The 13,505-nt window shown below is 59.2% G+C and carries 19 protein-coding genes; 4 read left to right on the forward strand and 15 right to left on the reverse strand.

Annotation, left to right across the window (positions count from 1 at the left end; all coding sequences use genetic code 11):
• Nucleotides 1-374: 374 nt before the first annotated feature.
• Nucleotides 375-680, reverse strand: coding sequence for an HNH endonuclease (locus tag J2J99_RS05435; protein WP_168301723.1), 306 nt, complete (start codon nucleotides 678-680; stop codon nucleotides 375-377).
• 35 nt (nucleotides 681-715) lie between these two features.
• Nucleotides 716-1,147 carry a hypothetical protein gene (locus tag J2J99_RS05440; protein WP_168301724.1) on the reverse strand — a complete coding sequence of 144 codons (432 nt, stop codon included), beginning with the start codon at nucleotides 1,145-1,147 and terminating at the stop codon, nucleotides 716-718.
• Between the two features lie 116 nt (nucleotides 1,148-1,263).
• On the opposite strand from J2J99_RS05440, the gene J2J99_RS05445 reads away from it, so the two are divergent.
• The 3 genes from J2J99_RS05445 to J2J99_RS05455 all read left to right on the forward strand — a co-directional run bounded on the left by J2J99_RS05445 (nucleotide 1,264) and on the right by J2J99_RS05455 (nucleotide 2,766).
• On the forward strand, nucleotides 1,264-1,503 hold the full coding sequence (locus J2J99_RS05445; protein WP_168301725.1) for a helix-turn-helix domain-containing protein: 240 nt from the start codon (nucleotides 1,264-1,266) through the stop codon (nucleotides 1,501-1,503).
• Nucleotides 1,504-1,920: 417 nt separating this feature from the next.
• Entirely contained in the window at nucleotides 1,921-2,184 is a 264-nt protein-coding gene (locus J2J99_RS05450; RefSeq protein ID WP_246735450.1) for a hypothetical protein, read from the forward strand.
• 387 nt (nucleotides 2,185-2,571) lie between these two features.
• Complete coding sequence (locus J2J99_RS05455) at nucleotides 2,572-2,766, forward strand: hypothetical protein (RefSeq protein WP_168301727.1); 195 nt, start codon at nucleotides 2,572-2,574, stop codon at nucleotides 2,764-2,766.
• Between the two features lie 34 nt (nucleotides 2,767-2,800).
• Here J2J99_RS05455 and J2J99_RS05460 read toward each other — a convergent pair whose 3' ends face one another.
• From J2J99_RS05460 to J2J99_RS05520, 13 genes are all read right to left on the reverse strand, one after another.
• Nucleotides 2,801-5,287, reverse strand: coding sequence for a hypothetical protein (locus J2J99_RS05460; protein WP_168301728.1), 2,487 nt, complete (start codon nucleotides 5,285-5,287; stop codon nucleotides 2,801-2,803).
• Between the two features lie 67 nt (nucleotides 5,288-5,354).
• A complete protein-coding gene (locus tag J2J99_RS05465) occupies nucleotides 5,355-5,495 on the reverse strand; it encodes a hypothetical protein (RefSeq protein ID WP_168301729.1) in 141 nt (46 codons plus the stop codon).
• Nucleotides 5,488-7,443, reverse strand: coding sequence for a phage tail length tape measure family protein (locus J2J99_RS05470; RefSeq protein WP_168301730.1), 1,956 nt, complete (start codon nucleotides 7,441-7,443; stop codon nucleotides 5,488-5,490). The genes J2J99_RS05465 and J2J99_RS05470 overlap by 8 nt, the downstream gene beginning before the upstream one ends.
• On the reverse strand, nucleotides 7,433-7,840 hold the full coding sequence (locus J2J99_RS05475) for an HK97-gp10 family putative phage morphogenesis protein (protein WP_168301731.1): 408 nt from the start codon (nucleotides 7,838-7,840) through the stop codon (nucleotides 7,433-7,435). The genes J2J99_RS05470 and J2J99_RS05475 overlap by 11 nt, the downstream gene beginning before the upstream one ends.
• Complete coding sequence (locus J2J99_RS05480) at nucleotides 7,833-8,219, reverse strand: gene transfer agent family protein (RefSeq protein WP_246763149.1); 387 nt, start codon at nucleotides 8,217-8,219, stop codon at nucleotides 7,833-7,835. The genes J2J99_RS05475 and J2J99_RS05480 overlap by 8 nt, the downstream gene beginning before the upstream one ends.
• Before the next feature lie 16 nt (nucleotides 8,220-8,235).
• Nucleotides 8,236-8,514: a hypothetical protein gene (locus J2J99_RS05485; protein WP_168301732.1), complete on the reverse strand. Its 279-nt coding sequence runs from the start codon at nucleotides 8,512-8,514 to the stop codon at nucleotides 8,236-8,238.
• Nucleotides 8,514-8,855, reverse strand: a complete 342-nt coding sequence (locus tag J2J99_RS05490) for a P27 family phage terminase small subunit (RefSeq protein ID WP_168301733.1) — start codon at nucleotides 8,853-8,855, stop codon at nucleotides 8,514-8,516. The genes J2J99_RS05485 and J2J99_RS05490 overlap by 1 nt, the downstream gene beginning before the upstream one ends.
• A 466-nt stretch (nucleotides 8,856-9,321) precedes the next feature.
• On the reverse strand, nucleotides 9,322-9,837 hold the full coding sequence (locus tag J2J99_RS05500; RefSeq protein ID WP_246763150.1) for an HK97 family phage prohead protease: 516 nt from the start codon (nucleotides 9,835-9,837) through the stop codon (nucleotides 9,322-9,324).
• Nucleotides 9,830-10,009 (reverse strand): hypothetical protein, encoded by a 180-nt coding sequence (locus J2J99_RS33885; protein ID WP_246735453.1) that lies wholly within the window; start codon nucleotides 10,007-10,009, stop codon nucleotides 9,830-9,832. Before J2J99_RS33885 ends, J2J99_RS05500 begins: the two co-directional genes overlap by 8 nt.
• Nucleotides 10,002-10,562 carry a hypothetical protein gene (locus J2J99_RS05505; protein ID WP_168301736.1) on the reverse strand — a complete coding sequence of 187 codons (561 nt, stop codon included), beginning with the start codon at nucleotides 10,560-10,562 and terminating at the stop codon, nucleotides 10,002-10,004. Before J2J99_RS05505 ends, J2J99_RS33885 begins: the two co-directional genes overlap by 8 nt.
• Complete coding sequence (locus tag J2J99_RS05510; RefSeq protein WP_168301737.1) at nucleotides 10,559-11,089, reverse strand: hypothetical protein; 531 nt, start codon at nucleotides 11,087-11,089, stop codon at nucleotides 10,559-10,561. The genes J2J99_RS05505 and J2J99_RS05510 overlap by 4 nt, the downstream gene beginning before the upstream one ends.
• Nucleotides 11,089-11,403 (reverse strand): hypothetical protein, encoded by a 315-nt coding sequence (locus tag J2J99_RS05515; protein ID WP_168301738.1) that lies wholly within the window; start codon nucleotides 11,401-11,403, stop codon nucleotides 11,089-11,091. The genes J2J99_RS05510 and J2J99_RS05515 overlap by 1 nt, the downstream gene beginning before the upstream one ends.
• A gap of 221 nt (nucleotides 11,404-11,624) precedes the next feature.
• The gene (locus J2J99_RS05520; protein WP_168301739.1) at nucleotides 11,625-12,476 is read right to left on the reverse strand and encodes a hypothetical protein; all 852 of its coding nucleotides are present in this window, start codon (nucleotides 12,474-12,476) and stop codon (nucleotides 11,625-11,627) included.
• 271 nt (nucleotides 12,477-12,747) lie between these two features.
• Here J2J99_RS05520 and J2J99_RS05525 point away from each other — a divergent pair, with 271 nt between their 5' ends.
• Entirely contained in the window at nucleotides 12,748-13,494 is a 747-nt protein-coding gene (locus tag J2J99_RS05525) for a hypothetical protein (RefSeq protein ID WP_168301740.1), read from the forward strand.
• Nucleotides 13,495-13,505: the final 11 nt, after the last annotated feature.

Raw genomic sequence — 13,505 nt, forward strand, 5'->3', positions numbered from 1 at the left:
CTTGTTTCATCTCCTCTATCGCTCGAAGCGTCGTGAAATCCTTCCCGGCAATGCGCATGATGACCAGCCGGCCGCGCGCCGCTTCCTTCCGCAGTCCGCTCACCGTCATCCCGCCGTGCGGAAAGGCTACCGGCACGACATCGGCCAGCCGCATCGGTGCGTCGGGAAGCAGATTATCGTTTGCAGCAGTCGGCATCGTTCCTCCGTGAAGTCGCGGGAAGCTTTGTCTGCATCGCGTCGGGATATGTCCAGAAAATAGACCGGCCGGCGCGCCTCGTGGGTGGGAGAGGGTGGTGATCGCGCCGGCCATCGGTGTTCATGCTGCCCGCCGCCAATGCGGCTCGACGACGGGCAGCTCAGCCGGCCGCCACCGGCTATCTCCGAGGCGCGCCGGGTGGCGCCTCCTCAATCAATTCCCAAAGCTCCCCGCGGCGGTACGTCGTGTATAAGAGCCAATCCATGGTGCCGCGCTCCTCGTTGCAGCGCTTGCATGCCAGGGCAATGTTGTCACGGTTATTGCGGCCGCCGTCGGCGCGCCGCCGCAGGTGCTCGAGTGTCTCAGCATTCGGCGGCTGCTTCCACGGTGGCCGGTCACTGAGAACCATCGGCTGAAGGCAGTAGCAGCAGCGACCGCCCTGCTTCTCGCGTATCTTGATGCGGTTCTGGATGTGGCGGGTCATGATCCACCTGACAGGGGTCGTCGGTTACGCAGTGCTCAGTTGGTCGCCGGCCTGTTGCCTGCGAAATAATCAGCGGAAACGTCCTCACGCATCACGCCAGTCTCGCGCTCGAGGAAGGAAAGTACGGAAGCGGCAAGCCTCTGAATCTGCCGCAGGCTCAACTCTCCATCATCGTCCGCGATCCAACCCGCGTCGAACCGGTCAAGCTCACCGATCGCCATGGCCAACTGAAGGACTGCTAGCTCGGGCGTCGTCGCTTCTGTCCGTGCTGCCCGCTCGCGGGTGGCGTCCATCGACACCATCAAGCTCCGAGCCAACTCCTCTTCATGCATCTCGTCTGCTGCGTGCATCGCGCTGACGAAAGCCTTCGTCTTTCTTACAATCCGTGCTTCGGCTTGGTTAAAAGGTCTCTTAATAAGAGCCCTTGGCAGCAAAGTTCTGTCATCGGTGGCGATGTGGATGGTCATGTGCTTGCTCCTCGTTGCAGGTGGAGTTTAAAAAGTGTATGTCATTAAAAAACACCAACGTCAGCTGATTGTCAATAGAAAATATTGACGTCATCACTTTTTAATGAGATCGCTCAATGACACCCGAACAATGCCGTGCGGCGCGCGCGATGATTGACTGGACGCAGCCGGAACTCGCGGCCAAAGCTGGCGTATCACCTTCGACGCTACGTGACTTTGAAGCAGGCCGGCGCACGCCCATAGCCAACAATCTCGCAGCTATTCAGGTTGCGCTTGAAGCTGCCGGCGTGACTTTCCTCGATGGCAGCTATTCAGGATCGGGCGGCCCTGGCGTCCGCCTCCGGGATCCGGCTTGACAAATTTGTAGGTTGGCGCAAGCAGCTGAAAATACTCAATATTTTCAGTTGACTCCATGCGCCATAACGCTAGCGTGTGCCCTTTCAGGAAGGGTCAGAAATGGCGCAAGCACCCCTAGACACCATCTACACTGCAGACGAAGCCGCCAGCCGCCTCAGGCTAACTAATCGTGCGCTCATCAAGATCGCGAGACAATATGGATATTGCTCTAGATCCGGCCGCGACTACCTATTTTCCGAAGCCGATCTCTTAGCTATATGGCAGGCTCTCAGGGAACCAGCCAAGTCACCGAAGCCGCCACCGGTGAAACCATACATTTCCGACCATAACCTTTATGAAGAACTCCAGAGGCTGACCAGAAAAAAGCGCCCAGCTTCTAAGCGATCGGTGCGCGCATGACCACGGAAACCCGCCTCATGGGAAGAAAGGATGCCGCAACTTACTGCGGCATCGCCGAATCGACGTTCTCGCTCTGGGTCGCGACACACAAGATGCCGCCGGCCATCCCTGGCACTCGCAAGTGGGACAGAAGAGCGATCGACGCCAAGCTTGACGAGATCAGCGGTCTCGGCGTGAATGACAACGAAGATCCATACGAAAAGTGGATGCGAGAGAACTCTGGCGAGACCGATCTGCAGAAATGGCGCCGCGAAAGAGACGAGCGGCGCGGGAAGAAGTAGACACATTGGAGGTTGGTTAGCTCACCCACGGCCTGCTGTTACCGACCATATGGCGGTTGAGCCTTCGGCAATATGATGTGAATCCTGTGGAATTGCCGCCTGTTTAGCGATTAAAGGCCGGCGTTACAATTGACCTCGGCCTGCGTACACAGTTTGCTTTGCCTGCAGTCACGGGAACGACCGCTCTGACAAAGCGAAATGGTCGCCCCGAGACTGCTGGCGCTGCGCCCGCGCGAGGAGGGGATGGCTGCAACCATCCTCTCCTTTCGGTAGCTTACCGTGCTACATGTAATGCTGTTGCGCAACATGCAACATGTCGATATCCACGATTCATGCGGAAAGTTGTCCGCACGCTCGCGCGGCTCTCGCCATAGATGGAGCACCACCATGCCAAGCCTCGCGCAGATCACTGGCTCATTGCATATTCACAACTTCTACATCGAGAAGCTAAAAGCGAACCAGGAACGGCTTTTCGCCAGCGATCCAGAGTTGGCTCAGCTTCTCGACAACGTGGCTGCCGTTTTGTCCGAGCATGCTGCGGAGTTGGCTGAGGATATTGCCGACAGGGAAGACGAAAGCTGAAGAGGCGGGCCGAAGCCCGCCCCATGCTCCGCCGCTAGTTATTCGGCATCGCCTTCGTTACCGTCAGTTGCACATTGCTTGCGTTCAGCGCCGCGCCTGAGTTTTGATATAGGCTGAGCCTGAACGGTCCGGTGACGTCACTGACATAGACAACCCCGCTAACGCGAACCGTCGTGTCATTGGCAGAGCTTCCGCCTTGGCTATCGGTGATGCGCGGCAAATTTACCCCGCCGAAACTGACGATAGCACTGCGCAACCCGGTGCCGTTTTGCGCAAATGTCGCCTGGCCCTCAACACGATACCAGCCTGCTTCTTGGACAAGAACGGCTTCGGTGTTCGACACGAGGCTATGCATCGATGCGCCGTCGAAATCCTCGGCATTGAAGGAAACGATGGTTGACGAGTTGTTGGGGATCGAGACCGCCGCACTATTGTATACCCTGCAAGCCGGATAGGGAAACAACGCCACGTGCTGACCACCAGCAGCGTATCCACCGGACTTACAATTGATCACCTCGTTCATCGGCTGGCCGCCGAAGGTCGTCTCACAACGGAAGCCGTGATACTGGGTCTTGACGGTTTGGTTGTCGTAGGCGGTGCAGCCAATCATCCGATAGCCGCGGGGATAATCCTGATAGGAAGGAGCCGAGCCTGGGATGATCAGGAAGCCGGCAGGCTGCGACGTGCCGCGGCCTGTATTGTCCTTGCCGGTGTCCCATGCGCCACATGCCGTGAAGGTGACATGCAGTGGTAAGCTTGCGGGAACCGGGGTATCTGGATCAACGTCCACAGTCGGGCCGGAACCAACGAAACCAGCCGAACCGGCGCGGTGGACGTTGCAGCCCATGACTTCACCATACCGGTTATAGTTGGCGACCTTGATACCCCAGGTCTCGACATCGCGGACAGTGACGCCCATGACAACGAAGTTGAAATTGCCTTTCGAACCCGTCAGATCGATCCCGACGTCGCCGTCGTACATTTCGCCGCCAATGATACGGAAATGGGAACAACCAAACCCGATCGGCATCATGCGACCGAACGCCTTGCGGTACGATCCACCGACGATGCCGCCAATGTGGTGGATCTTTGGTTCCAAGACTGAGAAATCAGAGCAGCCGCTTAGCCACAGGCCTTGGGCCTGGTCGTCAGCCGGAAGCGAAGCCGATACGTACAGAATGTCATGGACATGTGGCCTAACAACCTGAAAGTCGGTCGCACTGGTGATCACGATACCGGTGCCGATATCAGACCCAAAGGCTTCGCAGTCCTCTAGATAATGCCCAGACCCTCCAGAGATCGAGATGCCAGCCGCGTTGTTGAGAGAGCCGCCGGTTCCGTCGCCATTGCGATCTACCTTGACGCGCTTGAGCGTGATGTTGCTGACAGAAGTCGAGCCAATCGTAACAACACTGGTTGTAGCGTGCGGCGCCAGCTGCTTCGCGGAGATATCCTCGATCCAGCTGCCAGCCGCAAGAGTGATCTTGCCATTGATGCCGTAGATGTGCTCGGGGTCGCCCTTGACGCGATGTGCCGTCGCGATAGCCGCCGTGAATGCTGCCAGGACGTTGGTCGTGCTGTTGACGTACCCAGCCTGGATAAACTGCTCGACATGCACATAGCCATTGAACGGCAGTGCATAAAGTTTCACCCCACCGGCCGTTATGATGTGGTAATCGCTCGCGCCGGAAGCGGCGACGATATAGCTCCACCCCTTCGATGAGACCTGCACGACGGTTGAGCCTGCGACAACCGGGAACGAGCCAGAATAGCTCAAAACAGTATCGGCGGTCAGATCGCCGAAAGCCTTGAAGACGATCGGAATATTGGTGATCGACGCCGCGGCGGCAACCGCAGTGGCTGCAGCGCTCGTGGCGGTCGATGCTGAGGAGGCAGCCGACGCAGCTGCTGCTTCAGCCGCAGCCACGATCGCGGCCGAGACCTGGTCACTGACCAGCCGGAATTCGGTGCCGGAAATGACGCCTAGCACCCGCATGTTGGCCGTCAGGCCGCCGCCCGAGATGTCATTCCCACTGTTGCTCTTGACGGTGAGCGTCGAGCCACCATTGAACGAGACCGTTACCGGCGATCCGGTGTTGGCCTCGAAGATGTTCATCACGATGAGCGCCGATTCGGAGACCGGTATTGTACTCGTTGCCTGGATCGCGTTCGGCGTGCCGGCCCCAGCATCCACAGCGGTGATGAAGCTGTACGGAAGGTCCGCAACCCGCGTCCAGGATCCGGTTCCTGACGCGCCGCTTTTGCGATAGATGCCGTTATAGGCGACAGTCGTATCGCCGATAACCCACGCCATCGAGTTGGCGGCATGGGCCAGATCGGCGAACAGTGCGGCGCGCGTTGTGAAGATCGAGCCGCTGTTGGCGCCAATCGCGCTGATGAACGATTCGAGCCAGAGACCCCAGGAGCGGATCTCCAATTTCTTCGGATTGTGATTGCCGGAAGACGGCACGCCGTCGGTTACGTAGTCGCGCCATGCGATGGCTGCTGTAGGTGCGGGCATAAATTCTCCAAGAAAGAAAAAGGCCCGCGTGAGCGAGCCTGCGAATGGAATGGTGGGGTGGGCTTATCTATTCGGCGTAGCCGACACCGTCGGCGAACAGCGTGCCGTCCTCGTGCGGGATGCCGGGGTCTTCAGGCGCCTCAGAGGGCGCCCGGTCGAGTTCGTCTTCTTGTGTCTCGGGTAGTTTCGGATCCATGCTCTCAACCATTTCTATAATCTCCGCCGGCGCTGTCGTTTTGATATTTTGCCATCGTGGGTACAACCTGCTGAGTCGCAGCGTTGACGATACGAGGGCTTGCCGCGGCCACCGTCTTGCGGCTCACGGACTCGACGAATGGCATCAGATTGCCGTTGTTATCGGCTGACACGCCTACGGTGACGTGCACCCCAGACTGCTGTCCTCCGCCCATCTTCGTACCGCGCGGCAGGACGACCTCGCCTCGCTGCAGAATGGCCGGCACTTCGCCTGGCTGCAGGCCCGCAACACCACCGGTGTGGTATCGCTTTGCTCCTGCAAATGTCGAAGGCGACACGGCGCGTCCGTGGCCATATCCATCCGAACCGGCGACGCCGCCGCTATGCAGGATGCCGGGGATAAGGAATCCGCCGAGGAGACCGCCCTTGCCGACAGCACCACTGAAGGCGCCGCTAAACAGGCTATCAAGTGATGCATCGATCATCTTGTCGACGAGCTTATCCAGCACGCCAGAGAGGGCTTCTGTTGCCGACTTGCCTTGGCGAAGGTCGCTGATGAAGCCGCCGAGCAGATCCTTGCCAACGTTTTGCAGCTCCTGCATAGCCTGCTTGTTCTGAGCGAGTGCGTCCTTTTCGGACTGGATAGCCGTCACCAGTTCAGTGATATGAGCTTTTTGCTCATCGGTGGCGGCCGAGCCTGCCTTTCGCAGCGCGTTGGATACGGCTCGCTGCTGATCGGTTTGGCCCAACGTCTGCTGTTCGAATTCCAGCTGCTCTATGAGCTTTTTGACCGCGTCAGCTTCGCGCTCGGCCGCGGACTTTCTTCCGCCTCCGCCAGCTGACTTTGTCGGCGTCCCGTAGATGTCATCGTGCGTGACGCTGAGATCTCGTGAAGGATTGGCTCCTGGCGTCGGTACTTCGCCGCCGGGGGTGAACTGGTCCTGGCTGTAGATCTTGCCGTTGTCGGAGAAGAGCGGCGAGAGCGCGCCAAGTTTAGGGCCGTTCTTGCCGACGGTGAGGGCGTCGATCGCCTCCTGCCGGAACACGGCAGCCTGACGCGCGGCGCCGGCAATTGTGCCAGCCAACGAGCCGAACGCAGTGGCGAAACCATCGAGCGCTGGGATGCCTGTCTGGCTAATTGCCGCGGCGAGCGAGTCCTGCACCTCCTGCATTGCGGCCGTGTTTTCCTTGCCATCCTTCACGGAAGAGGAAACGGCATTGAAGGCGTTCTGCAGGCGAAGGATCGTTTCATCCTCGGCACCAGCTAAGCGCAGATCCTGGACGAGGGCTGCCATGTCGAGGTTCAAATCCTGGACCTGCTTGCGCGCCACGTCCCATTGCTGGTCCGCGAGCGTGTCGCTGGCCTTGATCAGGTCTCCGCTATTCTTGGCACGGTCGAGCTCGTCGACGTACGCCTTTAGAGCGGGCACTGCGCCGCCCCATTCCGCAGCTACGGCGCGGATCAAGTCGGCTTGCTCTTTGAGCGTGGCTTCCGACTTATCGCCCTCGGTGAGCATTGAGGAGAAATACTGTACCGCCGCACCGCCGAGGCCGATAATCGCGAACGTCGCTAGCGCGACAGGGTTGACCATCTGCGTGAACGCGCCGCCGAGCGTCTGCACCGCGCCGATGACGCCGCCTGACCCCTGAAACACCTGCGCCACCTGGCTACCTTGCTGGGCCATAACGGTGAAGGGCGAAGCGCCGCCGGCAAGCGACGTGGCAATGTCGTTGAGCTGGAAACTGAGATTCTGCACCGCTGCGCGCTGAGCGCCGGCAGACTGCGTAATGCGGCCTGTCGATCGCTCGAAGGTCTTTGCGATGTTGTCGTTGGCCTTCTGGAAGCGTCCCTCGACGCCAGCCATCGACTTGTCGACCGTCTGCTGGAACTTCGCAAGCCGCTTCTCGGCGTCGTTTAGGCGCAGCTCCATCCTGGCATATAGTGTGGCTTCACCCGCCATTGCTGTTCCACTCCTTCACGGCTTTGTTCAGCGCCCGGCGTCGGCGACTTGTGAACCGCTTTTTGAGGCTGCGGTAAGCTGGCCAGAAGAATGGCGACGCGGGCATGTGCTGCGTCCCGAATTCCTGGCCGACGGCGTAGTCGTAAGGGCCGTTCTCTGTCTGGCGGGTGGTCGTCTTGCCGCCGGCGCGAACTACCTGGCCGCCTGTCTCTGTCGGCTCGCTACGGATGGAAGGCTTGAGAAAAACGCCATCCTCAGGGTCGACGGGCGCGATGGATTGGGCGAGCCGCACCCACTCCTCGGCGTCTTTCTCGATAGCTTCCCGCATTGCCTTGCGAACTATCCGCGGGATCTTGGCCAGCCGCCTTCTAAAAGCAGCATTGTCATAATCAGCCATTGGCTGGCGCGCTCTCTGTTTCGGTCGGCGTCGGCTCGGGGTGGCCGTTCAAGAAGGCGTCGAGGATCGAGATCATCAACGGGAAGTTTTCGACGGCAGGCCGCTCCTCGACGTAGGCACGAACGAGACGCAGTGCCTTGGCGGGCTCGGTGCCGCCACCGATGAGGCCCAGCCTGACGATCTCGCGGATGTCGCCCATCGTGGCAACGTGGATACGCGCCGCCTGAAGGAACGTCGCCATCAAGCTGCGGTTCGTATCCTTTTCCCATTCGGACGCGAGCGCCCAAGACAGGCCGAACTTGTAAGTGCCGTCCGCAAAGTCGGCTTCGACGATTGCAAAGGGCTTCGCTGCCGACGGCAGTGATGTGGTTGTGGTCACAGATTCTGTCCTATGGTTATCGCCGACGCTTGCCAGCTTTTGCGGCTGGCCCGAAATTCTCTTCTGCCCAGAACGGGCGCGGCGGCGGATAGAAATTGCGGTGGAGGTTTTCGATGTGCTCAATCACTTCGAGACCAATCCGGCGCCATGTTTCTTCGGCCAGGGGTTCGGCCGTATCTTCGGTGAGGCCTATAGCGGCCAGGTCATCGAAAAAGTCGCAGCCACTTTGGAAGTAGCCGGACCAGGCCTCAACTTCGCCGGCGCGACGAAGGTTTGTTCGTCTCCGGATGGGCATTATGCTCGCCGCCCATAGTCGCGAGTGCGGGACATTCGTGGCGCTTCAGGTGCGTCGATACCATCGAGCGCAAGCTCACGAAGCAAGCGAGCGAAGGCGATACGGGCATTTTGCAGAATGCCAACCTCGGGGCGCTCCTTGGGCTGGCCAAAGCGATCCATGAAAGTCTGGCCGTCTTTGTCGAGAACCTCGCGCGCGCCCTGCGCCTGGTCCCAGGCCTCGGCAGCTAATTGCAGCAGCCTTAGGTGGTGGTCTTCGAGATCGAAATCAGCAAGCACAGAACGCCACCACTTTTGCGTTGCCGGGCGTAGATGTACCGGCGCTTTTGGCGGTTTTGCCATCGTTTTTGTCCGTTTTTCCGGGGTGCAAGTTGGCTGAATGGCTTGCAAAGCAGCGTTTGCGCCCGGTCAGAATATTTTCTCAACCGGGGCATGGCGCATATGCACGACGGGGAGGGACCGGTCACCTGTGCGGCATGCCGAAAGAGATCTGACCCGCCCCTCCCGGCCTATCAGATCGGATAGCCGTCGACGCCGTACCGAACGACCTTGCCGCCGCGCTCGAGGCGCTGCTTGTGTCGGCTGTGGCACGGACCGCATAGGCTGGCTAGGTTCTCCGCATCGAAGAAGAGGGCTTCGTCGCCACGATGTGGAGTGCTATGGTCAGCGACACTTGCTACTGTCACCACGCCCGCTTCGGCACACATGTGACAGAGCGGCTCACGGGCCAGTTGGGCTTGCCTCATTTGGCGCCATAGTGCTGTGCGATACAGCCGGTGGTACAGCTGGGCCTCGGGGCTGCGCTGCGTCATACCGTGATGCCTCGCGCCTTCATCGCCGCTTCTGCCTTTGATTTGACGCGATCGGCCGCATCGTTTCTGCTGGACACGCGGAAGCTGGCACTGGTGTCCGTGTATGCCGGAAATGCCGTCAACGTCACCTCCGCCAAATCGACGTCCTTTATGATCCGCAGGGGCAGACGGTTCTCGCCGTCCCGCCATTCCTCCGACCTCACCCGAAAACCAAACGAACAGCCGCGGATGTCCGTCCGTCGGACACAGCCGATGGCCTCTTGGCCACTAGGCGTCGTAGGATCAGGATTGAGATCGAACCAAAGGCCGGTGGCATCTTCCCTGAGGAAGAGTGTGTTTGCGGTGGTGCGACCAAGGACGCGGCCAGGATCATGATCTAAGATCATCACCACGTCTGGATTTTCCCTAAGAGTCCGCGCGAAACAACCCGGCGCCAGCATCTCTCGGAATTCACCAGCAATAGTCGTCTCGCTGTTGAAACGGGCCGCATAGCCAGAGATTCGCTCAGCCACCCAGGTTCGCCTCCGCGGCGGCGAGCTTCGCCTCACGCCGACCAAGTTCTGACTTGGCGCGCAGTTCCCGCGCAATATCAATAGGCTTCGCATCGGTGTGTTGGGCGGCCTTGCCAGGCAGCTTGACGCTGCGGCCTTGGCTAACTGCCTTCTTTGTTGCGCGCTCAAACATACCCCAAATCCTTTGCTTCCCGAATTACGCGCTGGATCTGGCCGTCGTTTGCCTCACCGAGAAAGCCCAGCGACATCGGGCCGAGCGTTGACCACCGGATATCCAGATCTTCAAACTGGAATCGCAATTCATCGTAGCCAGCTCGGGCCGCAGCCACGCCTTCAAGCGCATGGACGATCGCGGCAACGCGCCGGCCGTACTCCTTGCGGGAAGCTTCGACGACCAATTTATTGGCCTGAATCCGCTGCTCTTCCAGTCTTTGGTTTATGACGGAGAGAGCTTTGTCGATGTCCGCAGCTTCGGCACGAAGTGTTTTCAGTTTATCCAACAAACCGTGCTCCGACTCTTCGCCGGTCCCGGCCTCTCCAAGAAGCTCGGCTACATTTTGGGAATACTGCGCGGGCGGGCGGGTTGCGAGCCTCTCCTCCACGCCGCGTTGTTCGCGCGTGTTTGCGGTTTGCTTGTCGATGAGCAGGCTGCGGCGGTTCTCCAGGTCCTTGTAAACAGGATCTAGCTCGCTGAGCGGCGGCACGCGAAAATTTTCTGTCTTCAATGGAAGATCTCCCTTATGGCATCAGCGAACGCGGCGCCGTTTATGGTGAGTGATTGGCGATGACCAGAGGCCTGCCAATGGTCAGGCAGAGCGCCGACAGCTTGGAAGCGATGGATAGAGCCGACTTCGAAATGAACGGCCAGCTCCGGCCAGGTGGAAACGAACTCGAGCTTGAGGCGCCGAATACCAGTGTCGCCGCCGGCCGCGAGTGCCGCAATAGATGTCAGATATTCAGCCGCGGTGACTTTAACCCTGGCGGGCGCGCCATCGAGATTGGCGCCACCCGGCGTCAAAGCGCCGTAAGTTGCCACAGACCGTGCAGCAAGGTGCAGCGGCGCGTCGGCGGCGTAGGCAACGACCAGATCGACGACGTTGGCAAGCGTGAGCTGTGGCGGGGTGCGCGGCGCGCCGGTGGGGATAGCGCCTGCGTTCTGCAGGCGCTGGGCCATCGAGACAAGACGACCGCGTCGGAAGCCAAGATGGCGCTCGAGTGCCGCGATCGCCGCGGCGAGAGTGGCTGTCTGCATCACGCGGCGATCCACTGCAGCTTATAGCCCTGCTGGGCGTAGACATCGTAATCAGCGCCGGCACGGACCATGAAACGAGTGCCAGCCGTTGCGTTCGGCGTCGGGCCGATAGATACCCACGAGTCAGCTGCGGCGTTGATCCTGAAGATTGCATCGCCGGCGATATCAGATGACTGCGGCGCCGCATTGGTGGATGTGACGCCAGAAGCTGGTGCTTCGCTCCACGAGATCTTGCCGAAGAGCGCTTGAGATGTGTGACGCTGAGATTGCGAGCCGGCGTACCCGCAAACGACATGAAGGCCGGTGAGAGCCATGGGATTTCCTTATTTTGAGAATTGATGGGTGAGAGGGCAAAAGAAAAGCGCCAGCTCCTGAGAGCCAGCGCTTAGCCACCACGCCATGTGGTTCACCGTGCTCGTTCATCCGGAGTCACGGTAAGAAAAGAGCCAGCCACCGGAACTGGAGTGACGGGCAAAGATCGCAGCATTTCTGCCGCCTCATATAGAGACGTTCCGGCGCACCTCTTTAGGGACGATTAAGTTGCAATTTCTTGCAGCTTTCGAATCGCTGCGTTGATTTTCTCTATGCCGCGACGCTCGGCGGTCTTGCCGGAATAGCCAAAAGCCTCACCGATCTGCTGGGCCGTGGCATCTGTTATTGCGGCATCGAGCACCGCTGCGTCCAGGCCAAGAGCCATACGCACCGCGGCGCGTCTCGCGTTCCGGTCCATTTCAATTGCGGCCAGGTGGTCGCCATGATCCTGGCGCGTAGAATTGCCACTCGCCCGCGTCACGCCACCGAGCCAGCCGGCGCCGGTGGCGATCGGCGTATTGTCGTTGGCTGGAAGCAGGAACTTTATCGATTCCTGAGACCGCTTCGGCGGCGCCTCATACCCCTTCGGCTGCCGTGTGCGTTCCACCGGTGTCTTGCTCCTGCCGCGTGCTGTCTGGCCATAGGCAACGAGCTTGCCGCTGCGGAAGACAAGATTGCCAAGCTGCACATCGGATCCAGAAAGCCTGAAGCCCGGTTCGTGGCGCTCAATGACTGTCCATGTCCCGTTGATCTTTGCGGAAACGACCCGGCTGCGCATACCAGGCGAGGCAGCATCGAGCATCTCGTCGATGCCGGGACGCATCTCATGCCGCATGTCGGGATCACCTTCCGGAGCGGCTGCATCAGGATCATTATCGTTTGCAACGATCATGTGTGGCGGCGCCATCAACTGGGCGTACCGGTAGAGCGAGCGCGCGGCTTCAGGATTTTCCAGCCGCGACAGGCGCTCAATTGTAGGCCAGGCTAAAACCGGTTTCGGGTTATGGGGGAGACTGGCGAGCCATGCGCGTCGCTCGGCAAGATCGTGTGCGAATTCATCGGCCTGACGCGGCACGTTATCGTTCGAGGCGACGGGCCGCGCTCTTGATGTCATGATGTAGTTCCTTGGAATAGGGAGGCTTGTTCAGGCCGCTTGCCGCGGCTCTTGCTTGCTGCTGGCCGTCGAGGGCCGATGTCGAAAGGCTGGCGTAAACTGACAATTTTGTCAACGGTGAGAGTGTGGCGGGTGCAAATTGCGAATCTTGCGGATGAGAAATTTTCGTACCACCTCAATAAAATTTCGGCTGTAAACTTGGAACAATGTCCTCGATTCGAAGAGTCATCGCATGGTTTGGGTTATCAGGAGATTCGCATGGTCATTGGTTTTTCTTGCTACCTTGGTAGGCGTTGTGACCCTACGGTCTGCGATAAATGGGGTGCCGTCAGAGCTTGGAGCAGCTGCCAAACTGGTCGCAGGATACCCTGAGTACTTCCTGATCGGAATTCTGGCATTGCTCATATTGCGAGACTTTTCTCCGATCCTCCGTCAGCGCCTCGGTATTCCACTGTCTCTTAGGGAAAACTGGCAGCCACGGTCGCCAGAGCGCTTGTATATCTTAAAGCGATTGATTTTTCCTGTCACATTTGAGCCGCACCAGATCCTTCAAATGAATGCCAGGCCGAATACCAATGCGGTGGACTTCAGCGTTTTCGCGGTCTCTTTAGCTGGCCGAAACAATTCAAGCAGGCCCATTAGCATATCTGGACGGCTCGAGGTTGAACACCGGCCAGAAGTGATACCGCTATTCTTTCATGCAAGGAACCAAAACAGAACAGTAGACGGAATGGCCACTATCAACGGGCATGAGGCTTTTGTCGCTTATGCGTCATTAGTCTCACCACGCGATGGTCAGCTGATCTGCGATAACTCTATATCCGACGCCTTGTTTCTGAGGGATTACGCTCCCTTTGTGCTTGTAGTTGAATACGGTGGCAAGAAGTGGCGTCGGCGGTTCTCGTACAGCCGCATTCGGTCGGAGATTGATCACGAGCGCGACCGCGTCTTGTTCTATGACATGCATAAGCACGTGTGATAGCGGCGCCT

This window comes from Rhizobium binae (assembly GCF_017357225.1).
GTDB classification, from domain to species: domain Bacteria; phylum Pseudomonadota; class Alphaproteobacteria; order Rhizobiales; family Rhizobiaceae; genus Rhizobium; species Rhizobium binae.

Excerpts from the sequence above, each read along its gene's own strand:
- J2J99_RS05485 (WP_168301732.1), bottom strand. The coding sequence starts at position 8,514 with ATGCCCATCCGGAGACGAACAAACCTTCGTCGCGCCGGCGAAGTTGAG.
- J2J99_RS05510 (WP_168301737.1), bottom strand. The coding sequence starts at position 11,089 with ATGCAGACAGCCACTCTCGCCGCGGCGATCGCGGCACTCGAGCGCCAT.
- J2J99_RS05490 (WP_168301733.1), bottom strand. The coding sequence starts at position 8,855 with ATGGCAAAACCGCCAAAAGCGCCGGTACATCTACGCCCGGCAACGCAA.
- J2J99_RS05460 (WP_168301728.1), bottom strand. The coding sequence starts at position 5,287 with ATGCCCGCACCTACAGCAGCCATCGCATGGCGCGACTACGTAACCGAC.
- J2J99_RS05450 (WP_246735450.1), top strand. The coding sequence starts at position 1,921 with ATGGGAAGAAAGGATGCCGCAACTTACTGCGGCATCGCCGAATCGACG.
- J2J99_RS05435 (WP_168301723.1), bottom strand. The coding sequence starts at position 680 with ATGACCCGCCACATCCAGAACCGCATCAAGATACGCGAGAAGCAGGGC.
- J2J99_RS05440 (WP_168301724.1), bottom strand. The coding sequence starts at position 1,147 with ATGACCATCCACATCGCCACCGATGACAGAACTTTGCTGCCAAGGGCT.
- J2J99_RS05470 (WP_168301730.1), bottom strand. The coding sequence starts at position 7,443 with ATGGCGGGTGAAGCCACACTATATGCCAGGATGGAGCTGCGCCTAAAC.
- J2J99_RS05515 (WP_168301738.1), bottom strand. The coding sequence starts at position 11,403 with ATGGCTCTCACCGGCCTTCATGTCGTTTGCGGGTACGCCGGCTCGCAA.
- J2J99_RS05475 (WP_168301731.1), bottom strand. The coding sequence starts at position 7,840 with ATGGCTGATTATGACAATGCTGCTTTTAGAAGGCGGCTGGCCAAGATC.
- J2J99_RS05525 (WP_168301740.1), top strand. The coding sequence starts at position 12,748 with ATGGTTTGGGTTATCAGGAGATTCGCATGGTCATTGGTTTTTCTTGCT.
- J2J99_RS33885 (WP_246735453.1), bottom strand. The coding sequence starts at position 10,009 with ATGTTTGAGCGCGCAACAAAGAAGGCAGTTAGCCAAGGCCGCAGCGTC.
- J2J99_RS05455 (WP_168301727.1), top strand. The coding sequence starts at position 2,572 with ATGCCAAGCCTCGCGCAGATCACTGGCTCATTGCATATTCACAACTTC.
- J2J99_RS05465 (WP_168301729.1), bottom strand. The coding sequence starts at position 5,495 with ATGGTTGAGAGCATGGATCCGAAACTACCCGAGACACAAGAAGACGAA.
- J2J99_RS05445 (WP_168301725.1), top strand. The coding sequence starts at position 1,264 with ATGACACCCGAACAATGCCGTGCGGCGCGCGCGATGATTGACTGGACG.